Source organism: uncultured Maribacter sp. (assembly GCF_963974015.1).
Classification (GTDB): Bacteria; Bacteroidota; Bacteroidia; order Flavobacteriales; family Flavobacteriaceae; genus Maribacter.
In genome coordinates this window covers 289,105-314,106 of sequence record NZ_CAXBBZ010000002.1, presented here as the reverse complement: position 1 = coordinate 314,106, position 25,002 = coordinate 289,105, and the positions used below count along the sequence as shown (strand labels likewise).

The window sequence follows — 25,002 nt, the reverse complement described above, 5'->3', positions numbered from 1 at the left end:
GTTTTATGAAAACCTACAATATTGCGGCCTTTTTTATTATGGCCCTAAGTTTCCTGGCATGCGAAAATTCTTTAGAAGAAAGCCCTGAAGAAATTGCGATTGGAGTACCTGTAAATTATACCGTCTTTTTAAGTGGTAGCAATAAATTGAACGCTATTGTTCTTGGTACTGCGGATGATGGATTGGTCGTCAAAAATTCAGTTGCTTCTTTCATTGATATTCCTTCCGATTATTTGAAATTCCGTAATTCAAATGAAATCAGTTTTTATTTTAAAAACAATTGTGAGGCTAGCATACAGTTATATAATGCTGTGAGTAATACCGCTATTTCAAACGAAGTTTTTAAAGATTTAGACCCTTGCTCAATAGAGGTTACTGCAATTACGCATACTGCCGAGTTAGTCTTTATAGCCTACGAAAGAGAGCTTGAGGGAAAAGATAAACAAAAGGTAGTGAGGATTATTTCTTTAAGTGCCAACACAGATAATTATATAGAGATTAAATTAGATAAAAAACCGGTAGACTTAATTACCTCTTCAAACAGATTATTTGTTTTAACCTTAAATGAATATGTTACAGATGAGTATCATCTTTCGGTGTTCGATATAAATACGAATCAACAAATTATAGAGTTGGATTTAGGATATAATCCTATGAAGCTTTTTAAGAACAGTACCGAACAAGTAATAATTAGCTACTTAGAATTACATACTACTTTAGATCCGGTTTCTTTAGATAAAACGTATACTACTTATGGCGATAATACTGAGCCTGATTTTATAACCACTAACGATGTATTTCTAGATTCTAGTGGTAAAATGTATTACCAAAGGTCTATGCCAAACTCTGATATTAATATGGTACCGGCTATTTATAATTTTCAAACAAATAATACCATTGTTTATTTATTTGAAAATTTTATAACCGAATCTGATATGAGTGTTAAATATAAAATTGCTACTACAACCTCTATTGGTTACGATAAGCAAAATAATTATATGCTCATTGGTTATCAAAAGAAAGGCGAAGTGGACAAAGGTGGAATCTTAAGAATGACACCTGCCCCAGATTTTAATATTATAGACAATATTGATTTAGATGGGATTCCACAGACTATTTTCGTGAATTGATAGTATTTAGTTGTTTAGCTGTTGAAATACTTACTGTTCCAAATAGCCGGATTGAAATTCTTACCCAGCGCAAAGCCATAAAATATTACTACCGAAGCAATACACTTGAACATAAAGAAATTTATAATCCAGAACTCTGCTGTAGAATTAGATTTAGAGAAGAGTCCATCGGGAATTAAAAGTGTAACCAAAAAACTAAGTAATAAGATTATGGTGCATAAGTTTACCATGCCTTTAAATGGCCACATGAGCATTTTTCTTAGTGGATGCAGGTCATTTCCCCATTGATGAATTAGGTAGTGATATCCATTACCAATTGGCGCAAAAAGTAATGGATCATCTTTATCCTCTAATTTAAAAAGTTTAGAAGGTGCTATTATTTTAAAACCTTTCATTTTTAAATCGTGTTCTTTTTCTAAGGTTTTAATTTTTGATAATGCCTCGGCTGGGATATTTCCTTTAAAATATTTAGAGTCTAAAAAACGTAAGCGATAATCGATACAAATTTTCTTAATGTCGTCTAAATGATATATTCTCGAACTCTCTAATAAATCAATATTAAAGTTATTGCTTGGTGAACCGTTACTAGTAGTAATATTTTCTGATATTCGTTCAAGTTCTTTATCTAACTTGGATAATATGATATAGACCTCTTCAAGTCTATCTTTTTCTGAAATAGCGCTAGATAATTTCGCCTTAGCTAGTTTACTTTCAATATTAGTTTTAGGTAGCAACATGTTTCCTTTTTTAGCAATGCTCTCAAAGTTAACTATTTAAAAAATTTGATTAAATCTTGTTTAACTTAATTAAAAGTTAATAAAATGTTAAAATTATTTTATTGACTAATCAGTTATAGCTAAATATTACTTCAAATTGTATCTTGACGATGAAATCGAACCGTTTGTCGATTTTAAGAATTTTGCCCCTTAAGAACTAACTATATGAAAAAATGGACAGCCCTAGTGTCCTTGTGTACCCTTTTATTAGGGTTTTTATCTTATGCACAGGTTAATAAAGTAACCCAGATAAAGAATGCTATTTCACAATTTTCTACATCGGAAAAATCAATAATAGAAAGAACAGCATCTTTTGAAAGTCATTCAACTTTAATGAGTGTTTTGAAAGCAACCAACTTAGATAAGGTGTTGGGTTATAATGGTGAATTTACAGTATTTGCACCTTCCAATCTTGCATTTGAGAAACTTTCACAAATAACTATGGACAAGCTTTATGACCCAAAGAATAAGAAAGCTTTAAGGTCTATGCTTGCATACCATATCATAGCTGGTAAATTATCTGCCTCGAACATTTTGAAGGCAATGTGTCGAGGTAATGGTATTGCTAAATTTACTACCATTCAAGGGGAGAAGATTACAGCTACCATGAACGGTATAGATATCATATTAACCGATAAATTTGGAAATCATGCAGTTATTGTTACGGCAGATTCGAACCAATCAAACGGTGTAATCCATGAAATTGATACTGTTTTTATGCCTGTTACAATGTTTTAATTATCGCAGTTTAGCGCCGAGATGTGTTTCGTATGTCGTTTGTAATTTAGACATTATCTTTTCTATCTGCTTTTCGGTCAACGTGCTTTTATCATCTTGTAAGGTGAAACTAACAGCGTATGATTTTTTGCCTTCAGGTAGATTTTTACCTTCATATACATCAAAAAGAGTCATATCCTTTAAAAACTTGCGTTCCGCGCTAAAGGCTAATTCATAGAGTTCTCTATAAGTAGCTTTTTCGTCTAATAATAATGCAAAATCCCTTTTTACTTCAGGGTATTTCGGAATTTCCTTGAAAAGGATTGGAGTGTTCTTTAGTTGTTTCAAAATTACATCCCAATTGAAATCAGCATATAAAATATCTTGTTTTATATCGAATTTTTTCAGGATTGATTTTTTTATCAATCCGAATGAAACCAAGTTGTTTTTTTGATAAGTGAAGCTCAAACCCTCTGAAAACAGGGTAGAAGAAGTAGGTTCGCTTTTTAAGTTGTCTAAACCTAATCGAATTAAAATAGTTTTCACTATTGATTTTAGCTCGAAGAAATTAGTCGCTACCGCTTTATTCGTCCAGCTATCTTGAATAGAATCTCCAGATATTAAAATGCTTAAGTATTTAGGTTCAATTCTTTTACCATCTTTTACATGATAAGTTTTTCCGAATTCAAATAATTTAAGATTCGCTCTTTTTCTATTTATATTATAACTGGCTGATTCTAAAGCAGAAAACAATGAAGCTCTACGTAATACAGACAAATCTCCACTTAAGGGATTTATAATTTCAATAGATTTATTCTCGTCTTCTTCAGAACCTAAAAGTTTATCGTAGTCAGGATTCGTAAGGCTATTGGTTAATATTTCATAATAACCTTTCGCTGCCAAAACATTCCCAATAGTTGATTGAATTTTATGGTCTTCAGTAGCTGCAGTTGTAGATACGGAAGCATTCAATTTTTCACTAAAGGCTATATTGTTATACCCATAAACTCGCAAAATTTCTTCTATAACATCAACTTGTCTTTGCACATCAACACGATAAGAAGGCACTTCAAGACCCATACCTGCTTCTGTGACATTTTTAACTTTAATATCAAGTGAAGCCAATATCGATTTAATAGTATCTTGAGGAATCTCTTCACCTATTAACTTATTTATCTTCTCAAAACCTAGAAACACTTCAAAGTTTGATGTTTTATTTGGATAAAGGTCAATAACATCTGAAGTAATTTCACCGCCAGCAATCTCTTTAATCAATAAAGCAGCACGTTTTAGGCTATACTCAACATTTTCAATATCGATGCCACGTTCAAATCTAAAGGAGGCATCGGTATTTAAGGCATGTCTTTTAGCTGATTTCCTTATTGAAACCGGATTGAAATAAGCACTTTCTAAAAATATAGAAGTTGTCTCCTCTGTCACTCCTGAGCCAAGCCCGCCAAATATTCCTGCTAAACACATGGGTTTTTCGGCATCACAAATCATTAAATCATCTTCATGTAATGTTCTTTCAACACCATCTAGAGTTACAAATTTGGTTCCTTTTGGTAAAGTTTGAACAATAATTTTATTTCCTTTTATTTTAGCTGCATCGAAGGCATGTAAAGGTTGACCTAATTCGTGTAACACATAATTAGTGGCATCAACAACATTGTTCTTAGGGGTTATACCAATTGCCTTAAGTCTATTATTAAGCCAAGTAGGAGAGGGTTGTACTATTAAATTACTAAGCGTAACACCACAATAACGCGGTGACAAGGAGGTATTTTTAACGTCTACATCTATTTTCAACGAACGGTCATTGATATTAAAATGACTTGTTGAGGGAGTTATCAATTCCTTTGAAATTTCTTTTTGTTTTAGCCCGGCTTTTAAATCTCTTGCCACACCAAAATGACTCATGGCATCTGCTCGGTTAGGGGTAAGACCTATTTCAAAAACTTCATCCTCTTCAATATCAAAAATCTCTGTACAAGGCGTACCCGCAACTAAATCATTGTCTAAAACCATAATTCCATCATGGCTTGTACCTAGGCCAATTTCATCTTCGGCGCAAATCATTCCATGGCTTTCTTCACCTCGAATTTTACCTTTCTTAATCTTCCAAGCTTCGCCATCAGTAGTATAAAGTGTGGTACCTATTGTGGCGACAGGAACTTTTTGACCTGCAGCTACGTTTTTGGCTCCACAAACAATCTGAAGTGGAGTACCAGAACCTATATCTACTGTGGTAACATTCAATTTATCAGCATTGGTATGTTTTTCGCAACTTAAAACATGACCAACAACAATACCTTTCAATCCCCCTTTTACAGATTCAAATTTTTCAACACCTTCTACTTCTAATCCTAAATCAGTTAATAATTCACCTGTTTTTTGGGAATCCCAATCTATTTGTATGAACTGTTTTAACCAGTTATATGATATTTTCATTCAAATTTTTTATAGGGTGTAAAGATAAAACAATGCCCGTATACATTCAACAGGCTATTAAGTGTTTATTTAAATTTTTAATTGTAATATTTAAATCGTTTATTGAAAATTAAATTATAAACGAATATGAGATTAGGTACTGCAGTACTTGCCATTTTTATGCTTTTAGTATCCTGTAAAGGGAAAATTAAAAACCCCACTTTAAATGAAGGTGAATGGCGTGTTGAGCTTGATGTGATGGATTATCAAGTATTACCTTTCAACCTCAGGGTTAATAAAAAGGCTAATGGTGATTATAGCATGCAAATTAAAAATGCAGAAGAAATTATAGAGGTTGATGAAATAGTAGTTAATGGTGATTCGATTATAATACAAACACCAGTATTTGAAGGGTATTTAGCAGGTACATTTACTGACAAAGAAATAAAAGGGCAATTCATAAAGGAAAGCTTGGATAGAATTGTACCATTTACAGCAACATTTGGAATTCAGGAAAGATTTGATTCTGAAGTTAAAATTACAAATGAAGATGTATCAGGTATATGGGAGACCTATTTTAGTCCTGATTCTGATGAAGAATATATAGGTAAGGGAATTTTTATTCAAGAAGATAATCGGGTAACGGGTACATTTAGAACAACAACCGGTGACTACCGTTATTTAGAGGGTCTTATGGATGGTGATTCATTAAAATTGTCTGCATTCGATGGTGCCCATGCTTTTTTATTCACAGCAAAAGTTACAGATTCTAGCATGACAGGAATTTTTTATTCGGGCAATCATTTTAAAGAACCATTTGTATCGACCAGAAATGATGGTTACGAATTACCGGATCCCGATTCGTTAACTTTTATATATGAGGGTTACGATAAATTAGCCTTCACATTCCCAGATTCTAATCGAAAAATGATTTCGCTTAATGATGAAGAATATTATGAAAAAGTAGTAATAGTTCAGTTAATGGGTACTTGGTGCCCTAATTGTTTAGATGAAAGTAAATTTTTAGTGAACTATCTGAATAAAAATGAAAACCTTAAAGTTATTGGTTTGGCATTCGAATCTGCAAAAACAGAGGAAAAAGCATTTAAAGGCATTGAGCGTTTAAAGGACAGAATAGGACTTTCATACCCAATCTTATTAGCCCAATTTGGTTCAGTAGATAAAGTTGAAGCACAGCAAAAACTACCGATGTTGAACCATGTTTTATCATTTCCTACTACCATATTTATTGATAAAAAAGGCGCGGTGAGAAAAATTCATACCGGATTTAATGGACCGGCAACAGGAGATAAATTTATTGAGTTTAAAAAAGATTTTAACCAAATAGTTACTCAACTATTAAATGAAAAATAGGAATTTCAAATAATTGTTGACTTTCCCAAACCAATATTTTCATCATTCATAGTAAAGGTTCCATCTAATTCCATAATGTTATCTGCGATAAAATCACCAACATAATTAGTTCCATACTTAGAACTTCCTAAAATATCTGGAGTAACAATTTTTTTGGAGAATGATTTTAAAACTGCAGCTACAACGGCATCAGATTCTTCATTCATTTTAAAATGCTGCAATAGCATTGCCATGCTTAAAATTGAAGCAACAGGGTTTGCAATGTTTTTCCCTTTTGCATCTGGATAAGAACCATGTATAGGTTCAAACATTGCATGTTCTAATCCTACCGATGCAGATGGGAGTAATCCAATAGATCCTGCGATTACACTGCCTTGGTCAGATAGAATATCACCGAACATATTATCTGTTAAAATAACATCGAATTGCGAAGGATTTAAAATCATTTGTACAGCAGCATTATCTATGAAAAGACAATCTAATTCAACATCTGGATAACTCTCAGAAATAGAACGTACAACACGTCTCCAAAGGCGTGATGTTTCAAGAACATTTGCTTTGTCAACGAGTGTAACTTTCTTTTTTCTTGAACGGGCCGATTTAAAAGCCAAGTGAGTAATTCTGCTTATTTCTGCTTCCGTATATGTACAGGTATCGGTTGCGGAGCTTTGGTCTTCACTAATAGATTTATCGCCGTAATAGATGCCACCAGACAATTCCCTAAAAATCACCAAATCTGTGTTTTGAACACTAGCTTTAGGTAATGGAGATTGTTTTATTAATGATGGAAATACTTTTACGGGTCTAATGTTTGCAAAAAGGCCTAGCTCTTTTCGTAATCTTAGTAATCCTTGTTCGGGCCAAACCTTAGCTTTTGGGTTATCATCAAATTCTGGTAGCCCTAAAGCACCAAAAAGTGTTGCATCAGCTTTTTTACAAAGATCTAATGTTTCTTTAGGAAGGGGATTTCCGGTTTTTTTAATTGCTGAAGCACCAATTAAGCCTTTTTTAAAGGTAAAGCTATGACCAAAGGTTTCTTCGACAGAACGAAGGCACTTAATAGATTGTGCAACGACTTCTGGGCCGATTCCGTCTCCTTCTAATATAGCAATATTTAAATGCATAACTTAATTAACTAATACTTTTTATATCGATGTTCGATGCTTCAATAATTTCATGAATATCATCGTCTTTCACTTCTTTTCTAGAATCCGCATACTTTAAAAACTCATTGTAAACCATATCCAATTGAGTTTTGGTAAGTTCATAACCAACAATTTTGGCACGGTAGGCTAATGCGGCTCTTCCGCTTCTTGCTGTCAATACAATCGATGATTCGGTAACGCCAACATCAGCTGGATCTATAATTTCGTAAGTTTCTCTATTTTTTATAACACCATCTTGATGTATGCCAGAACTATGTGCGAATGCATTTGCACCAACAATAGCTTTGTTAGGCTGTACCATCATACCCATTTTACGAGAAACCATTTGACTAGTATCATAAAGTAGTTTGCTATTAATGGTAGTATCTAAGTTTAGGTCTGGGTGTTGGCGTAAAATCATGACCACTTCTTCTAAAGAAGTATTTCCTGCACGTTCGCCGATTCCATTTATAGTACATTCTATTTGTCTAGCGCCATTTAAAACACCTGCAATAGAATTTGCGGTAGCTAATCCTAAATCATTGTGACAATGACAAGAAAGTATTGCTTTATCAATTCCTTTTACATTTTCACGTAAATACTTCATTTTAGCTCCATACTCATCTGGTAGGCAGTATCCTGTAGTATCTGGAATATTTAAGACAGTTGCACCTGCTTTAATGACAGCTTCGCATACACGGGCCAAAAATTCATTATCTGTACGGCCAGCATCCTCAGCGTAAAATTCCACATCTTCGACAAAGGTTTTAGCATAACTCACTGCAGCAACTGCTCGTTCAATTATTGCATCTCTATTAGAATTGAATTTATACTTTATATGAGAGTCTGAAGTACCAATACCTGTATGTATTCTAGGCATTTTAGCATATTTCAATGCTTCAGCAGCAACTTCTATATCTTTTCTCACTGCACGGGTTAATCCACAAACTGAAGCATTTTTAACGAGTTTAGCAATGGCTTCGACAGATTTGAAATCACCAGGACTAGAAACAGGAAAGCCAGCCTCAATGATATTTACACCCAGTAGATCTAGACGTTCAGCTATAACTAATTTTTGGTCCATGTCTAATTTACAGCCAGGAACTTGCTCTCCGTCTCTTAAGGTCGTGTCAAATATTTGTACTATATCTTTACTCATTATATTTACGTAGTTTTACTAGTCGAACGAATATATTACCTAATTCACAAAACTTATAAATTTCGTTATGTCATTTACAACGTTAATGCACTTTTTTAGGTATATAAAACACTAATTTACAATTATTTAAACTCTTTTTTTTACGATGACAAATGCGCATAAAGATTCTTTATTCGTTTTGGTTAAATCACTATCAAAATCTGAAAAGCGTCAATTTAAGCTATATGTTGGCAGATTAGGGGTGAATACCGATGCCAAGTTTTTGGCCCTTTTTAATTTATTGGATAAAATTAAGCATTATGATGAGAAAATAATACTAGAAAGTGGGATAGTTAAGAAAGCTCAACTTTCTAACTTAAAAGCACACCTCTATAAGCAGATTTTAGTAAGCTTACGCTTGAATCCGGTAAACCAAAATATTCGTGTTCAAATTAGGGAACAGCTAGATTTTGCAACAATTCTTTATCAGAAAGGATTATACAAACAAAGTTTGAAAATTCTTGATAAGGTAAAAACTACGGCTATTGAAAATGAAGAAAAGAATATTGCTTATGAGATTGTTGAATTAGAAAAAGTAATTGAAACACAGTTCATAACAAGGAGTATTCCTGATCGGGCAAATGAACTTGCGGTACAAGCGAAAGAACTTTCTGGCCATAATGTAATGACAAGTAAGCTTTCTAATCTTTCTTTACAGTTATACGGAATGATGTTGAAGGTCGGTTACGTACGTAGCGATGAAGATTATCAAAAAGTAAAAACCTACTTTAATGACCATTTGCCACTCTACAATATAGAAGATTTAGGCTTCCGTGAGAAACTATGGTTATATAAAGCATATTTGTGGTACAGTTTTCTAACCCAAGATTTTCTGTCTTGTTATAAGTATGCCAGTAAATGGGTAGACCTTTTTTATGAACATAAGGATATGATATACCTTAATCCTGTGTTCTTTTTAAAAGGAAATCATTACTTATTAGAATCTTTATTCTATGTACAATATAGTTCTCAATTTAAGGAAGTATTAGAGCGATTAGAAAACACGATTAAGGAGAAGGAATTTCCTGATAACGACAATATTAATTCATTAGTCTTTATGTATATCAATGCAAATAAACTGAATTTGCATTTTCTGGAAGGAACTTTTGAAAAGGGATTATATTTAGTTAAGATTATCGAATACGGTATAAACAAACATCGAGATAGAATCGATGTTCATCATGTAATGGTACTATATTATAAGATTGCCTGTCTGTATTTTGGTGTTGGTGATAACAAAACCTGTATACAATATCTAAAAAAAATCATTGAGAATAAAAACTTGAAAATGCGTGAAGACCTTATGTGTTTTGCACGAGTTTTAAGTCTTGTAGCCCATTATGAGGCAGGTATGGATTATCATTTGGAAGTTCAATTGAAAAGCACGTATAAATTTCTTTTGAAAATGAACGATATGCATGCCGTTCAAAAAGAAATGATCAAGTTTTTAAGAGGTCTTGGTGGAATTTATCCGAATCAATTAAAGGCAGAATTTCAAAAGTTATATATTGAATTGAAAAAATATGAAGATCATCCTTATGAGAAAAGAGCATTTTTGTATTTAGATATTATATCTTGGTTAGAAAGTCATTTGCAAAACAAACCAGTTTCTCAGATTATGAGGGAAAAAGCTTTAGCAAAATCGCGCTAAGGAAAGCTCATTTTTATGAAAAACAATCATATTCAACACTTATTAGAAATTAATTTGGCTATGCTTTTTATAGCCACATCTGGTGCATTAGGTAGATATGTTCAGTTATCTGTGCCCGTAACTATTGGTACACGAGCTATTTTAGCTTTTCTAGTATTATTTATCTTTTGTAAATGGAAAAATTTTTCATTTAACATTTACAAAAAAGATATTCTGGCAATTTTACTTAGCGGAGTATTGATGGGAGTACATTGGATTACCTATTTCTATGCATTAAAACTATCAAATGTTGCAATTGGCATGCTCTCCATGTTTACATATCCAGTAATTACGGCTTTTCTAGAGCCATTACTTTTAAAGACTAAATTTCAAATTGTTCACTTGCTTCTAGCATTTTTAGTTCTTGCTGGCATGTATTTTCTTAGTCCGTCGTTAGATTTTGAAAGTTCGTATACAATTGCGATAGGGTTTGGAGTATTGTCTGCATTAGCCTACGCTTTAAGAAATATTCTTTTAAAACGAAAAGTTGCTAAGTATAACGGATCTATTTTAATGACATATCAAACAGCTATTGTAGGAGTCTTGTTGTTACCATTTTTATTTACCATAGCACCCGAACAAATTTTCAGCCAATGGCAAGCTTTGGTAGCTTTAGCGGTTTTGACTACAGTTATCGGACATACGCTGTTCTTAATGACTTTCAAACATTTCAATATTACCACTGTAAGTATATTGAGTAGTGTTCAACCAGTTTATGGTATTCTGATAGGAGCAATTTTTCTTTCTGAAATTCCAAAAGGAACTACGATATTAGGCGGAATATTAATATTGAGTTCTGTAGTTATAGAAAGTATTCTCTCTAAAAAGCAGCCCAAATCATTGTAATTATTATGGGGTTTTAATTTCTGGTGTACTCGCGCCATATTGAGATATTATATTATTTCCGAATTTAGTGAATTGCTCATTTTTAGCCATCTCACGAACTTTCATAGGGTCAAAATCACCATTAAAATATAAAAAGGAACCTTTTTTATTGTCATTGTTGTAAATCAATATTTCCTTTACGGAATTCCTTTTCTCGCGAACAGAAACCACATTTCGTTTTAATTCGTCATTTTTTCTAAAAACTTCAATAAATGAATTTCCAGTTATACCATTCATCTGTTGGTTCAGAAATTGAGTTCTACTTGCAGTTGTACTTGGAAACTGCATGTATCTTAAATCTTTAGTAGTACCGACCAAAGCCTTCATTTCAGGTGAAATCTCACTGATCATGCTCAGCATAAATTGCGGTACCCTAACCGCGGTAACGTGGTTATCGTTCTTATGTGCGTTATAAAATGTATCAATAGAATTGTAACCTCCACAAGAACTAAGAACTAGTAAAAGAGTCGGGACAATAAAATTTCGTATCATAGTCATAGTGTTTTGTGTGTTTAAAATAGTGAAACTAAAGACATGCGTTCCATATAGGGTCATTTGGTAAAGGAGCAATAATTTCAAGCAATTCTTTCTTTACAGGATGCATCAATTTTAATTTACGGGCATGTAAATGGATACTGCCATTTTCGTTGCTTCTATTGAATCCGTATTTAAGATCACCTTTAATAGGGCTACCTATTGCGGTTAATTGAGATCGAATTTGATGGTGTCTTCCTGTTTCAAGGTCTATTTCTAAAAGATAATAATTATCAAGTTTTTTAATCAACTTGTAGCTTAAAATAGCTTTTTTACTATCGTTTACTTCCTTATTGTTTGCGTAAGATTTGTTTTGTTTGGTATTACGTTTCATCCAATGTACCAGCTTTTTCTCTGGCTCATCTGGCCTATTTTTAACAACCGCCCAGTAGGTTTTCTTAGCATCTTTCTCAGCAAACATTTTATTTAATCTCGGTAAAGCTTTGGAAGTCTTTGCAAATACTACAATACCTGATGTTGGGCGATCTAGACGGTGTACGACACCAAGATAAACATTACCTTGTTTATTATATTTCTTCTTTAAATAGGCCTTTACGGTATCGCTAAGTGGTTTGTCGCCGGTTTTGTCGCCCTGTACAATATCTCCCGGCCTTTTATTGATGACTATCAAATGATTGTCCTCAAAAAGTACCTGTAAATTATCTATAGTAGAATGTTCTTTTTTTGACAAAATATATTCTTGTTATCTGATTGTTGTATGGATTGTATCTGTCTAGAATGCTATTTTTTTTCCTTTTACAATTAAAAAAAGTAAAATAAATATTCCAGTAGTTACAGCTACATCTGCGATATTAAAAATTCCTGTACGAAAGAAACCTAATCTAATCTGAAAAAAATCGGTAACAGAACCATGTGCTATACGGTCTATTAGATTTCCGATGCCACCGCCAATTACTAATGCAAAGGCTATTAGCAATAGCAAATTCAAATTCGGTTTTGTTAAGATTCTATATAAAAGTACTAGTAATACTAGTAATGGCAATCCTTGTAAAAATAAGCGTTTTACAATAGGAGGGAAGTGCTGTCCAAAGCCTAACATTGCGCCAGTATTTTCTACATTGGTTAGAATAAAATGCTCTCCAATTACCGGAATGTATTCTTTAGGCTCAACTTTTGTTCGTGTTAATTCTTTCGAAACTTGGTCACAACCTACGGTTAGTAGAACAATAATTAAAATCCAAAATTTAGAAAAGTTTCTAGTGCCTTTCATAAATGTAGTAATTAGTATTGCTCTTCGTCATTAGGAAAATCTTGACTCTTTACATCACTTACATAATTTGAAATAGCATTGCCCATTTCTTCATAAAGATTCATGTACCTACGCAAGAAACGCGGATTAAATTCATGGGTCATCCCTAAAAGGTCGTGAACTACCAACACTTGTCCGTCTGCATGTTTTCCACCACCGATACCAATTGTCGGTATGGTTAAACTTTCAGAAACCGTTTTAGTCAATTCAGCAGGTATTTTTTCTAATACCAAACCAAAACAGCCTAATTTCTCAAGTAATAGTGCATCTTCCATTAATTGTTCGGCTTCCTCATCATCTTTCGCCCTAACCGTATAAGTTCCAAATTTATAAATAGATTGTGGTGTTAATCCTAAATGACCCATTACAGGTATACCTGCAGCTAAAATTCTTTTAACTGATTCTTTTATTTCTGCTCCACCCTCTAACTTAACTGCATGCGCGCCACTTTCCTTCATAATACGAATGGCAGAACGCAAGGCTTCTTTTGGGTCACTTTGATAGCTTCCAAATGGCAAGTCAACCACCACCAATGCACGTTCTACTGCTCTTATGACAGACGAGGCATGGTATATCATTTGGTCTAAAGTAATTGGTAATGTCGTTTCATGGCCTGCCATTACATTACTCGCAGAATCACCTACTAAGATGACATCTACTTTAGCAGCATCTACAATTTTGGCCATAGAGTAGTCGTATGAGGTAAGCATAGAGATTTTTTCTCCGTTCTTCTTCATATCTATCAATGATTTTACCGTAACTCTTTTATATTCTTTTTTAGCTGTAGACATAGTTGTTTTTCGTTTAAGCGCCATAAAAGTAAGGAGTTTTAATGAGAATAAAGTTGAATTACAAATAACGGTCCAAGCTAGTTTATGATCAAATTATATTAAATTACGTATGTATTTAAACCAACGAACATGAAACTACCATTATTTTTCATTTTTGGATTTATGAATTTACTTGCTTTGGCGCAGACTGAAGAGGACTTGCAGGTGAAGCAAAACATTATTGAATTCTTTGATGCATTTCATGCGCAAGATTCAATTGCATTGAAGAAAACGGTTTACCCATCAATACTATTACAAACAATAGGAGTTGACAAAGAAGGTAAATCTTTTTTAAAAACTGAAAATTTTGATGACTTAGTGAAATCTATCACTAGCATACCAGATTCCACAAAATTTGAAGAACGAATAATGGGTTATTCTATTCAAATAGATGGGAATATGGCAAATGCATGGACACCTTATGAATTTTGGATTAACAATGAATTCCATCATTGCGGAGTAAATTCTTTTCAACTTTTTAGGGAAGAAAATACTTGGAAAATAATTTACTTAATAGATACCCGTAGAAAAAATGATTGTTCAGTTTTACCAGAATAAGAAATTCCCTTTTTTATTTCCACGCTCTTGAAGTAGTATTATCGGCAGTTGGAAAATCATCGGGCACTTCTTGTGTTACCTTTCCAGTAGCAGCCCATTCTGCACCACGTTGTAAGGTGGTAATAAAACCTGCACACTCCATCGAATAATCAAAATGGCCTAAGGTTGAATGAAAGACTCTGCCTTTGCCATAATTGATTGCCATTAATTGAGGAACATTTTGACCTAAACCTTTAATTTTCGGGTCCCATGGCGGTGCATTCTTCTCTACATCGGCAAAAGCAGTTGATAATATTGTTGCATTTTCAAAAGGCCCTCGCATACGCTCGTACAATTCATCTGAAGTATGTAACCACTTGCTGGGTAAGCCTTTCATTATTGGATGTTCTGGTGCTCTTGTAGTTAATAGAAATTCATATTCAGGTCCGTGAGAACCACAAACTCCTTCGGTAGAATCTTTTACGATTTCACCCGCATCGTTATAATAAACATAAGGGCCTGATTTTTCGTCACGACCACCCCATGCTCCTAAGCCAATCATTTTATTGAATTCTTCCCATTCTCCCCACGCATTATTTGCGGCATGAATGACCACGAAACCGCCACCATTAGCCATATAGGATTCAAAATCTTTTCTGGTTTTTTCTGGCCAAAGAGGAGACTCAGCTCCCAAATTTGAAATAATCACATCGTAATTATCAAAATCAAAGGAAAAATCAGACGTTTTTATCGGGCTGTCAGATATATAATAGGTTTTATTGGTTAATGGATATGCCTCTATAAAAGAGTTATAGCCTTCTGGTCTTGTTTGATTATACTTAATGCCCAGCCATACTGAATCCATTCGTTGAATGTCTATCGTGAAGAGTTCTGTTTCTTCTAAATAATCTTTCATCATCATAGTCGTCTTAGGCCAAACATAATGATTGTTTTGACCATCGATAATTAATGCTTTAAGTTTCGTTGGTGGTTGCTCTATAGCTTCTTTTTTTTTCTCTCCACAAGAAATTAGTACTAAACAAAATATTGAAAATGCCATCAGTTTTTTCATGAGGATAATAGTGTAGTTGAAAAGGATTAAAAGAATTCTTGACTTTAAATGTACTAAATAAGATGGCAAAATCATTACCGTCCGATGATTTACCAATGAATAATAGTAAAACTTTTTGTGGATGGTTAAAGTTGGATATAAATTAGCAGCCTAAATAATAATGAATACTATGCAAGTACTAGGAATAGGGTCAAGAATTTTACATCCAGATTTGGGCAAAGGGGTAGTTACCAATGTGTCTTCAGATAAATATTGGGTGACATTTATGGATAAGGGATTGGAAACGATTGAATTAGATGCTGATTTTGAAGTTATAGATGCAACTAACAACGATGTGGATACTGTCAGTTTTTTTGATGTAGAAAGTTCTTTGGTCTCAATTCTTCAAAAATGGAGCGATGCAACTCAGCGAGTGGCCATTGCTGATAAATGGAAAGGTGGTAATCTTGTTTTAGAACCTGGGGAAGCTGGTATGAGCAATAAGGAAATTCCTATCAACACTTTTTTTCATAAAATAGTGATGGTAAGAGACCGTATTCGAGTAATGGAACAAAAAATAAATTCCAGTAAGAATTTAGATGACCAAGAAAAAATTGATTTACAACAGTATATAACTCGAATATATGGCAGCTTGACTACCTTTAATGTACTTTTTAAAAATAAAAGTGACCATTTCGTAGGGGAGAAAAGTTAGGTGAAAATGAATTACGAATGGTGAAAAAACCATTTTATTTTTGAACCCTAAGTGACTTTATCACTTTGAACTGTTTATATACATGTTTGTAATTGGGGGCAGGTTTTCTCATTTACAATTAACAGGTGATTATTAACGATTTTTTTAAGGTAAACTCATTGAAAATGAGTAAATTCTAATTTACATTTATAACCTTAATAAAATCTATAAACATGGCACTAAAAAAACAAATAAAAGACAAAGGGGCAAATACTTTAGTAACCTTTACAATTGGAGAGAATGAAGCCCCAAGCTTATCAAATGTTTTATTGTTAGGTGATTTTAATAATTGGCAGAGTAATGACAGTACTTTTCAAATGGAAAAGAAAGGTAGTGCCTATTCGAAAAGTATAAAACTTGAAAATGGAAAACGATATGAGTTTCGCTATTTAAGTGATGATAAAGGATGGTTCAATGACAATGCAGCTGATGATTATGTGCCTTCACCATATTCGGGTATTCAAAATAGTGTTGTCGATTTAAGGGTAATACCACAAAAAGAGAAACCGGTAAAGAAAACGATTAAGAAAACAGCTGCAAAAGCGGTGACTAAAACGGTTAAGAAAGCTAAAAAGGACGATTTGAAAAAAATTGAGGGAATAGGGCCTAAAATAGCCTCTATTTTAACTGAAAAAGGAATTGGAGATTTTGAAAAATTAAGTAAAGTTTCTGTAAAAGTGTTAGAGGGTATTCTTAAAGAAGCTGGTCCTCGTTATGCAATGCATAAACCAGGTTCTTGGCCAAAACAAGCAAAATTGGCTAGTGCTGACAAGTGGGACGAATTAAAAAAACTGCAAGATAAATTAGATGGCGGCAAGTAATTACCAAAATTTGTAAGAACAAGAGGTGTCAAGATTTCCGTAATCAGTAACCGGCTATTGATTTATTTGTAGGATGTTCATCTGTAGAATTATAATAGAGCTACATAAAATTGTATTATAATTTTCTGGAATTCGATTTAAGCAATGTTTATTGGTATTGAGTTTTTATTCAACTAATAAGATACAGTTACAGTGAATTAATTGGATACTATTGGTATTTTAAAACTTACCCTAATTTTTGTTCTAATCATTTTAGAAATGGGTATGTAATGAACCAGGTTACTTTCAAAGAACAAGGTATTTATATGGTCTCTTTTTTTTCAGACAGATATTTCCAATATCTTTTGGGTACATGCTGAACATGCAGCTTGGTATTTATCCGAGATTTAATGGTGGTACTTTTAAAGTAATTGTTCCAAAGTTCTTGGTATTCATATTCTGCATCGGTAAACACGGAATTTTTTTCAAGATTATTCGCATGAATATCTGTTAAATCAAGTGATATCATTTCTACAGTATTCATGTCGTAGTAAAGTCCGTATTTACGCTTCAGGTCATAAATAATCCATTGTTGGTCCGCATAACGGTTTCTAAAATGCTTAGATATTAGAGGAAGAACATCAAAATCTGGTTCAATATTTGAAAAATAAACCTCGTCTTTGGTTAATTGAAATCGAACAAAAGCTTCCATACGGTGTTTTTCTCTACCTACTTTATGGGTTAGTTGATTAATTTTTAAAACACAATCATCTCCAAAGTCCATTGCTCCATTATATTTGCTTCCCATTAATTTTTGAATATAATGGTAGAGTAGTGCTTCTATAGTATTCTGTTCGCTTAAGAAAGCGAAGTAAATATTTTTTATGGCTGAATTGCTTTTTTTACGAATACCGTTCCAAACCCGTTGTGCTTTTTCAACATTAGTAAAAATTATCTCTGTTTCGGTAAATAGACCACTTTGTATTTGACCTTGCCGTTGAATATCGGCATGAGTTATTTTTTGTTCGAATCCGATAAAAACTGCAGTTAGAAAACCATTAAAACTACCATCATAAATTAAGGTTTTTGTAGTATTCATTTGAACAAATTTAGAAGTTGAATAATATGGCGCTGACAAAAAATTTAAGTTGTTTTTTAAATTTGCTTTTTAGCATAACTACTTGGTAGCCTAAAGCCAAAATTTGAACCTGACTTCGTTCTATAATGGAAATAGAAAAATTAAATTTAGGTGCATGTAGAGCAGTATGTAGTTTTTCCATAAGATTAATTTTAAATATAGTTTAACTTTAATTGAATAAGGATAATTGATTGTTATAGTGTTTACTGAATTTACCATTCTGTGATTGTAATATCATTCCTTTTATTTTGGATGCATCCAAATCTCTTCTTTCCCAATCATTAGAATTACAAATGATGAAATACTTTGCTCTATTAAGAGCAACACCCATTTTTTTTAAATGGTCCCAACTTAAGTTTCTAAATTTTCTCCCATTTATAATTTTTTGAACAGAGCCCATACCAATGCCTGGTATACGTGCTAACATGCGGCTTTCTGCTTTATTTATATCTACAGGAAAATGGTTTAAGTTCCGTAAGGCCCACATTAATTTGGGGTCAATATCCATTTCAAGATTTGGATGGTCAGTATCTAAAATTTCATTCACACTGAAACCATAGAAGCGGAGAAGCCAATCGGTTTGGTATAATCTATTTTCACGTAACATAGGAACCTCTGAGCCTAAAGATGGTAATCGGCTATCTGTAGAAATAGGAACATAACCAGAATAGTATACTCGCTTCATGTTATAATTCTTGTAAAAATGGGTGGCAGAATACATAATGTCTTTATCACTTTCCCCGGTTGCACCTATAATCATTTGGGTGCTTTGACCTGCAGGAGCGTATTTAGTCGTGCTTCTTATTATTTTACGTTCTTCATTATATCGTATAATTTCATTTTTAACCTTAAGCATTGGTTTTATGAAATCTTCATGATTTTTATCTGGAGCCAATAATTTAAGGCCGGAGATTGTGGGGATTTCTATATTTACAGATAAACGGTCTGCATATAATCCGGCCTCATACATTAACTCATCACTGGCACCAGGTATAGATTTTAAATGAATGTATCCGTTAAAATTCTCTTCTTCACGCAGTTTCTTTGCAACGGCAATCAAACGCTCCATGGTATAATCTGCACTCTTAAATATCCCAGAACTTAAAAAAAGCCCTTCTATATAATTTCTTCTATAAAAGTTTATGGTTAAATCAACAACCTCCTGAATTTTGAAAGCAGCTCTTTTTATATCATTGCTTTTACGTGTTACGCAATAGGCGCAATCAAATATGCAATGATTGGTCAGTAGTATTTTTAAAAGAGAAACACAACGCCCATCTTCGGTATAGGTATGGCAAATACCATTACCGGTATCGCCGAGGCCATTATCCTTGTTTTTACGATTACTACCGCTACTCGAGCACGATACATCGTACTTGGCTGCATCTGCCAATATGTTTAGTTTTTCTTTAATTCGATTAAAATCCATAGTAATATGTAATTAATCCAAAAATATGGATATATTCCTAAATATGGAGATAATCCAATTTATTTTTTGGAAATAATCCATAATGACTATATTTGATGAAGAATGGGATATGGAATATCTCTTCAGATTAACAAGAGACCATGGAAAACGAACTTACTTTAAAACGATTTATTGACTTACGGAGAGAACTAGGTTATACACAAGCAGATTTTGCGGCATGTATAGGTGTTTCTAATACAACTGCTGATATAGAACGGGGCCGAACTAAACTCTCTGGTAAAGTGGTCTTAGAGTTATTAAAACAGTTTAAAATTAATCCGCTTTGGCTTTTTGGGGAAAGTGAGGAACAGTATTTAGAAACTTCCAGAACTAGTGTCATTCCAAAAGTTGTGACGGTTGATTCTGCGAATAGGGACAACATGGTGCTGGTAAATGCAAAAGCTGCCGCTGGGTATCCTCAAAATATTTCAGATACTAGTTGGTATCAGCAATTACCTGCCTTTGATTTACCCATTCCTGAATTCAGAAATGCAACTTATAGGGGATTTCAGGTAGAAGGGGATAGTATGTTGCCTAATTTACATCCTGGTGAATGGGTGTTAGCGAGAGCAATTGAACATATAGATCATGTAAGTGCAAATAAAATGTATGTCGTGGTATTGCAAGATTCTATTATGGTTAAGAAAATTGAGAAGCGTCCTAATTCTAATGATATTACTTTGATTTCGTTGAATGAAACTTATCCACCTTACGATATTAAACCTTTTCAGATTCAAGAAATATGGGAAGTCAGTAGTAAAATTACGTTTAATGTAGATGCTACTACAGATAGTGGTTTACTTCGTCAATTACAAGAGTCAATGCAAGAGCTAAAGAATCAATTACAGCACGTTAAGAAGGTTAATTAAAGTATTACTTAACATATTTCTTAACGTATAATCCACTATCTTTTAGCTTAAATCCTAAACTTTTATAAAGAGCAATTGCAGCAGTTCTATGATGTCCGGTAAACAAGAGTACGTCGTTTAATTTTTCTTTTTCAGCTTGTTCTAAAAGTTTTACCATTAGCTTTCTTCCAATACCTTTTCCACGGTATTGAGAGGATACAACTACATCTTCTATCATTCCCTTGTGGCCTGAAACCACTTTATATTTTGCCATCATGGCTATTGCTACTAAAACGTCACCGTCCTTGCAAATTACTACATCGGTTGTGTGATTCGATAAAACAGTGGCTAAGTCCAACTGGGTCAACTCTGCATTAAGTTGCTTGTATAGCTCGGTCAGCTGCAATTGTAATGCATCTGTTACTTCATTTTTAGATAGTAGTTGAATAATCATAAAAGTAATATAATTTATATCGTACTAATAGGTACTCACTAGCCTTTACGCCTTTCTAATAAAACCATCATCATTAACCCTAGTATAATGATATCATCATCGTTTCCATTCATTTTTTTTAATTCACTAACCTTAAAACGACGACCAACCAAAGATTTTTCTTTAGAAAGTCTAACCACAGTTTCATTATTACCATTAATAACGATATAAGCAGGGTTAAGAAAAAGTCCTGTAAAAAGGTTAATTAGTGGAATTTGACCAACTAATCCATCTAAGACCTTTACCCAAGCATTTTCTTCGTGTATTGTGTACTTTAACTGTTTATTCTTATCGAAAATCTCATAATGGGCTTTCCATAAAGACGCCCAGCCTTTTCGGCCAATTTTACCGAATTCGTGTCCATCTGGATTTAAAAACGAATAACATGCAGAGAAATCTATCCATCTATCTGCTTTTATATTATAAAGTAGCTTAGTTTTACTTTCGTTTTCATAAACGCCAACATCTTCCTTAAATTTAAAAAGCTTTTGTTTTACATAGGCCACTGTTTTTTTATCAGAATCAACTGCAGTAAAATCATTGGATAAGGTACCTATGTGAAAAGTGAAATCTATTGGAAATTTATAATCTTGCATGTTTGATTAGTTGGATTGTTCGCAATATAACTCGATGTTCAACAATTTATTTCAAAAATGAACTTCAAGTTAGAACCTATTTTTGAAATAGAAAATGATAGGGATTTAGTTTAAATTTGATTTCTAAAATTCAAATAATAAGAAGAGAGTCCATTTTATTAATTAAACCCTTTTACTTCTCCCATAGAAATTGACATTGGCCCAAATTTGTGATTGGTAGGTAGTAAAGCACCACTTTCAGTTTCTATCCAACCTTCCCAAGTAGCTTCTAAACCACCTATAGGAATTATTTTCACCCAAAGTTTAAAGCTCTTTGGCATGCCGTTAGGTTCTATAATCCATAAATAAGAATCGCCGGGAGTATCACCACCTTGAGTATAGGTTACCAATAAGGCTTCAGAACCATCTTCCATATCTACTAAATATCGTTCTGTGCCTCGGTCGAAAACCTTATAAGGAGCAACAAGCCAAAAAGAATCATTGTTGAAGTAACTCTGTGCATCTTCAATAAGGTTTTGGGCGGCTTCATATGAAACAGTTTCATTATTTACATATGCCTTGCTGGAGTGTGGGGTTATTAAATCTAGTTCAACAACATTATCTCTCCAAGAAACGTTTACAATAGCTTTTTCTCGATTCCATTCATAAGAGTGGTCACCTCTAAAAGACCACTCAATTATCTTTGTGTTATTAAATTTTTTATAATGTAGGGCATCAAGCATTCTATAGGCTAAAGCATCGGCTTCTGGTCCTGATTCACCAGTCGGTAATGGCTTGTTATAGAGGTAAAACAGTATGCCAAAACCTATGGCAAAGAACAAAATCAGAAATATTAAAATATTAAATAATTTCTTTAACATAAGGTATTTAAATAATTCATTTATAATTTTTTAGACCAAATTTGATAAATGTAAATTTAAAAATTTAGACTTATCTAAAATCCAACTGCAGCATCATCTCCACGCTTATCTGCACCACCTTCTAATTTACCGTTTGATAAAACCCTAATCGCATCAACTTTACCTATAATGGGAGTACGCTCTTCATTAATTAGATAGCCTTTAGATTTTAAATCTTCAATTAATTTTGATGAAAATCCGTCAGGTTCAAAGATGACCATATCCGGCAACCATTGGTGATGAAAACGCGGAGCGTTAACGGCATCTTGCATACTCATTTTAAATTCATATCCATTTAAAATAGTTTGCGCTACTGCGGTAATAATAGTTGAACCACCTGGGGTTCCAACAACCATCCATAGATTACCATTGCGCTCAACAATGGTAGGTGTCATACTACTAAGCATTCTTTTTTCAGCTTCTATACTGTTAGCTTCTGCACCAACTAGTCCGAACATATTAGGCACACCTGCTTTAGAACTGAAATCATCCATTTCATTATTTAAGAAGAAACCAAGTTCATCAGAATATAGTTTAGAACCAAAATTACCATTTAAGGTTGTGGTCACTGAAACCGCATTACCATCTGTATCAACTATAGAGTAGTGGGTTGTTTCCATACTTTCTACAATTTCTACTTCACCGTGAGAAACATCCTCTGACTTTGTAGCTTTCTCAAATGAAAAATCAGACATACGTTCTTTCATGTAATCGTCTTCAAGCAATACATCTAAAGGAATTTTAACAAAATCAGGATCGCCTAAATAGAAATTTCTGTCAGCATAGGCACGGCGTGAAGCTTCAGTGAATAATTGAATGGTTTTCTCGGAATTATGCCCGTATGAGGATATATCATAAGGCTCGATCATTTCAAAAATCTGATTCATGGTAACACCACCGCTACTTGGCGGACCCATAGAAATGATGTTTAAATCTCTATATTTAAACGTAATTGGTTTTCTCCAAACAGCTTGGTAATCTGCTAAATCTTCTTCGGTTACAAATCCACCATTTGCCTGAATAAAACTTGCTAGTTTTTGAGCAACTTCGCCTTTGTAAAATCCATCTCTTCCCTTTTCAGCTATCGTACGAAGTGTTTGTGCGAGTTTAGGGTATTTTATAACTTCACCCTCTTTATAAACTGATGCGAATTTTGTACTATCACCATTTACTTTAATGAAAACTTCGCGATAATTATCAAGCATTTCGGCTTGCTTTGCTGTAACTATAACTCCATTTTCTGCCATGGCAATTACAGGCTCGAAAATATCTTTTAAAGCTAGTTTTCCAAATTTCTCATGTACTTCTATAATTCCGGCAACCGAACCAGGCACACCAACAGAGGTTGCGCCTAATGTGCTCATATTAGGGATTACATTGCCTAAAGAATCTAAATACATATCTCTATAGGCAGATTTAGGTGCTTTTTCCCTAAAATCTAAAGAACCTATTTCACCATTTGCATTTCTGTATACCATGAATCCACCACCACTAATATTTCCTGCTCTTGGGTATGCCACAGCCAGTGCTAATTGGGTACCAACCATGGCATCAAATGCATTACCTCCTTTTTGCATGATATCACTACCAATTTTTGAGGCTTCTTCACGTGCAGAAACGACCATAGCTTTATCGGTAACGATACCTGTTGGGCTGGCAGGATTGTCTTTGCAACTGCAAAATATCACGAATGTCGTCAGCGTTAATATAAATTTTATCCGATTCATAGTTAGTTAAATTATTAGTATATATAATTACGTCTAAATTGTTGACATAAAGTTTTATAATATTATATTTTTTTTGCTAATGAAATGAATTTATGTTTAGAAAAAGTGATGAGCTCTTCAAAAAAATCGGTAAATTCTTCCTCGAAGGCATCGTAATGTTGTTCGAGATCTAAAATAGCAAAATTCATTTTAGACTTATTTTCGGTTCTACGGTTCATGCCATTGAGTACACGTGCAATACCATCCATTTTAGAATAATTGAATATCCAATTATCGGCTATCATATAAGGCATCATTCGTTTTACTCCATCCGGTAAAATTTCATAGTTGTCCTCTAAAAGGTCATAAAAATCATCAACAAAAACATTCAAAGGAATATCAGAATATTTTGACCAATTTTTAGCTAGAAAATGATCATAGTAAATATCAACGATTACCCTACTATAATGACTATAGTTGGCATGTAATCGTTTACTACTAATTTTAGGTATATCGTGGGTATCGGTATACGTGTCAATAAAACGATGCAATTTTATTCCTTTTTGAACTCTTTTGGGTAGATGGTCAAATTTATTACCGCGAATACTGTCGGCTATGAAATTGCCTATTGTAATTTCTTTATCATTAAAAGATAGATATATATGCGCTAAAAAGTTCATTCGCCTAATTTATGCTTCTTAAATCGAATTTACAAAGAAGGACCATAGTGGTA

At 33.4% G+C, this 25,002-nt stretch carries 26 protein-coding genes; 9 read left to right on the top strand and 17 right to left on the bottom strand.

Translation table 11 applies throughout. The features are described 5' to 3' along the window. Positions 1–5: 5 nt before the first annotated feature. Complete coding sequence (locus AACZ41_RS05860; RefSeq protein ID WP_339627423.1) at positions 6–1,130, top strand: hypothetical protein; 1,125 nt, start codon at positions 6–8, stop codon at positions 1,128–1,130. Between the two features lie 14 nt (positions 1,131–1,144). On the opposite strand, the gene AACZ41_RS05855 is transcribed toward AACZ41_RS05860, so the two are convergent. Next, entirely contained in the window at positions 1,145–1,867 is a 723-nt protein-coding gene (locus tag AACZ41_RS05855; protein WP_339627422.1) for a hypothetical protein, read from the bottom strand. Between the two features lie 204 nt (positions 1,868–2,071). Here AACZ41_RS05855 and AACZ41_RS05850 point away from each other — a divergent pair, with 204 nt between their 5' ends. Further along, complete coding sequence (locus tag AACZ41_RS05850) at positions 2,072–2,644, top strand: fasciclin domain-containing protein (RefSeq protein ID WP_339627421.1); 573 nt, start codon at positions 2,072–2,074, stop codon at positions 2,642–2,644. Here the strand turns inward: AACZ41_RS05850 and pheT are convergent, their stop codons facing one another. After that, a complete protein-coding gene (pheT, locus tag AACZ41_RS05845; RefSeq protein ID WP_339627420.1) occupies positions 2,645–5,074 on the bottom strand; it encodes a phenylalanine--tRNA ligase subunit beta in 2,430 nt (809 codons plus the stop codon). Between the two features lie 126 nt (positions 5,075–5,200). Here pheT and AACZ41_RS05840 point away from each other — a divergent pair, with 126 nt between their 5' ends. Further along, positions 5,201–6,427: a TlpA disulfide reductase family protein gene (locus AACZ41_RS05840; RefSeq protein ID WP_339627419.1), complete on the top strand. Its 1,227-nt coding sequence runs from the start codon at positions 5,201–5,203 to the stop codon at positions 6,425–6,427. A 5-nt stretch (positions 6,428–6,432) separates the two neighbouring features. Here the strand turns inward: AACZ41_RS05840 and leuB are convergent, their stop codons facing one another. Continuing rightward, the gene (leuB, locus tag AACZ41_RS05835; RefSeq protein WP_339627418.1) at positions 6,433–7,551 is read right to left on the bottom strand and encodes a 3-isopropylmalate dehydrogenase; all 1,119 of its coding nucleotides are present in this window, start codon (positions 7,549–7,551) and stop codon (positions 6,433–6,435) included. Positions 7,552–7,558: 7 nt separating this feature from the next. Then, positions 7,559–8,731: a 2-isopropylmalate synthase gene (locus AACZ41_RS05830; RefSeq protein ID WP_339627417.1), complete on the bottom strand. Its 1,173-nt coding sequence runs from the start codon at positions 8,729–8,731 to the stop codon at positions 7,559–7,561. Between the two features lie 145 nt (positions 8,732–8,876). On the opposite strand from AACZ41_RS05830, the gene AACZ41_RS05825 reads away from it, so the two are divergent. Continuing rightward, entirely contained in the window at positions 8,877–10,421 is a 1,545-nt protein-coding gene (locus AACZ41_RS05825) for a hypothetical protein (RefSeq protein ID WP_091619600.1), read from the top strand. A gap of 15 nt (positions 10,422–10,436) precedes the next feature. Beyond that, positions 10,437–11,306: a DMT family transporter gene (locus tag AACZ41_RS05820; RefSeq protein ID WP_339627415.1), complete on the top strand. Its 870-nt coding sequence runs from the start codon at positions 10,437–10,439 to the stop codon at positions 11,304–11,306. Positions 11,307–11,309: 3 nt separating this feature from the next. Here AACZ41_RS05820 and AACZ41_RS05815 read toward each other — a convergent pair whose 3' ends face one another. Genes AACZ41_RS05815 through panB form a run of 4 tightly spaced genes read right to left on the bottom strand, consistent with a single transcriptional unit; the run spans position 11,310 to position 13,940 of the window. After that, positions 11,310–11,837 carry a DUF4252 domain-containing protein gene (locus AACZ41_RS05815; protein WP_339627414.1) on the bottom strand — a complete coding sequence of 176 codons (528 nt, stop codon included), beginning with the start codon at positions 11,835–11,837 and terminating at the stop codon, positions 11,310–11,312. Positions 11,838–11,871: 34 nt separating this feature from the next. Then, positions 11,872–12,570, bottom strand: coding sequence for an RluA family pseudouridine synthase (locus AACZ41_RS05810; RefSeq protein WP_339627413.1), 699 nt, complete (start codon positions 12,568–12,570; stop codon positions 11,872–11,874). 42 nt (positions 12,571–12,612) lie between these two features. Beyond that, entirely contained in the window at positions 12,613–13,110 is a 498-nt protein-coding gene (gene lspA, locus AACZ41_RS05805) for a signal peptidase II (RefSeq protein ID WP_339627412.1), read from the bottom strand. Positions 13,111–13,121: 11 nt separating this feature from the next. Beyond that, positions 13,122–13,940, bottom strand: coding sequence for a 3-methyl-2-oxobutanoate hydroxymethyltransferase (panB, locus tag AACZ41_RS05800; protein WP_339627701.1), 819 nt, complete (start codon positions 13,938–13,940; stop codon positions 13,122–13,124). Between the two features lie 129 nt (positions 13,941–14,069). Between panB and AACZ41_RS05795 the strand changes: the two genes are divergently transcribed. Then, on the top strand, positions 14,070–14,537 hold the full coding sequence (locus AACZ41_RS05795; protein WP_339627411.1) for a nuclear transport factor 2 family protein: 468 nt from the start codon (positions 14,070–14,072) through the stop codon (positions 14,535–14,537). Between the two features lie 13 nt (positions 14,538–14,550). Here the strand turns inward: AACZ41_RS05795 and AACZ41_RS05790 are convergent, their stop codons facing one another. Continuing rightward, positions 14,551–15,588 (bottom strand): ThuA domain-containing protein, encoded by a 1,038-nt coding sequence (locus tag AACZ41_RS05790; RefSeq protein ID WP_339627410.1) that lies wholly within the window; start codon positions 15,586–15,588, stop codon positions 14,551–14,553. 169 nt (positions 15,589–15,757) lie between these two features. Between AACZ41_RS05790 and AACZ41_RS05785 the strand changes: the two genes are divergently transcribed. Both AACZ41_RS05785 and AACZ41_RS05780 read left to right on the top strand, forming a co-directional pair. Further along, complete coding sequence (locus AACZ41_RS05785) at positions 15,758–16,282, top strand: hypothetical protein (protein WP_339627409.1); 525 nt, start codon at positions 15,758–15,760, stop codon at positions 16,280–16,282. A 212-nt stretch (positions 16,283–16,494) separates the two neighbouring features. Continuing rightward, positions 16,495–17,142, top strand: coding sequence for an isoamylase early set domain-containing protein (locus tag AACZ41_RS05780; protein ID WP_339627408.1), 648 nt, complete (start codon positions 16,495–16,497; stop codon positions 17,140–17,142). 301 nt (positions 17,143–17,443) lie between these two features. On the opposite strand, the gene AACZ41_RS05775 is transcribed toward AACZ41_RS05780, so the two are convergent. From AACZ41_RS05775 to AACZ41_RS05765, 3 genes are read right to left on the bottom strand one after another with little or no spacing between them, the layout of a single operon-like run. Continuing rightward, positions 17,444–18,220 (bottom strand): TIGR03915 family putative DNA repair protein, encoded by a 777-nt coding sequence (locus AACZ41_RS05775; protein WP_339627407.1) that lies wholly within the window; start codon positions 18,218–18,220, stop codon positions 17,444–17,446. A gap of 10 nt (positions 18,221–18,230) precedes the next feature. After that, positions 18,231–18,401, bottom strand: coding sequence for a hypothetical protein (locus AACZ41_RS05770; protein ID WP_339627406.1), 171 nt, complete (start codon positions 18,399–18,401; stop codon positions 18,231–18,233). Positions 18,402–18,428: 27 nt separating this feature from the next. Further along, positions 18,429–19,688, bottom strand: a complete 1,260-nt coding sequence (locus tag AACZ41_RS05765; protein WP_339627405.1) for a putative DNA modification/repair radical SAM protein — start codon at positions 19,686–19,688, stop codon at positions 18,429–18,431. Between the two features lie 140 nt (positions 19,689–19,828). Between AACZ41_RS05765 and AACZ41_RS05760 the strand changes: the two genes are divergently transcribed. After that, positions 19,829–20,596 carry a S24 family peptidase gene (locus AACZ41_RS05760; protein WP_339627404.1) on the top strand — a complete coding sequence of 256 codons (768 nt, stop codon included), beginning with the start codon at positions 19,829–19,831 and terminating at the stop codon, positions 20,594–20,596. Positions 20,597–20,600: 4 nt separating this feature from the next. Here the strand turns inward: AACZ41_RS05760 and AACZ41_RS05755 are convergent, their stop codons facing one another. The 5 genes from AACZ41_RS05755 to AACZ41_RS05735 form a co-directional block, all read right to left on the bottom strand. Continuing rightward, on the bottom strand, positions 20,601–21,029 hold the full coding sequence (locus AACZ41_RS05755; RefSeq protein ID WP_339627403.1) for a GNAT family N-acetyltransferase: 429 nt from the start codon (positions 21,027–21,029) through the stop codon (positions 20,601–20,603). Between the two features lie 38 nt (positions 21,030–21,067). Beyond that, positions 21,068–21,664 (bottom strand): hypothetical protein, encoded by a 597-nt coding sequence (locus AACZ41_RS05750; protein ID WP_339627402.1) that lies wholly within the window; start codon positions 21,662–21,664, stop codon positions 21,068–21,070. Between the two features lie 158 nt (positions 21,665–21,822). Continuing rightward, the gene (locus AACZ41_RS05745) at positions 21,823–22,524 is read right to left on the bottom strand and encodes a hypothetical protein (RefSeq protein ID WP_339627401.1); all 702 of its coding nucleotides are present in this window, start codon (positions 22,522–22,524) and stop codon (positions 21,823–21,825) included. Positions 22,525–22,598: 74 nt separating this feature from the next. Then, the gene (gene ggt / locus AACZ41_RS05740; protein ID WP_339627400.1) at positions 22,599–24,290 is read right to left on the bottom strand and encodes a gamma-glutamyltransferase; all 1,692 of its coding nucleotides are present in this window, start codon (positions 24,288–24,290) and stop codon (positions 22,599–22,601) included. Between the two features lie 62 nt (positions 24,291–24,352). Beyond that, entirely contained in the window at positions 24,353–24,949 is a 597-nt protein-coding gene (locus tag AACZ41_RS05735) for an ACP phosphodiesterase (protein ID WP_339627399.1), read from the bottom strand. Positions 24,950–25,002 lie beyond the last annotated feature (53 nt).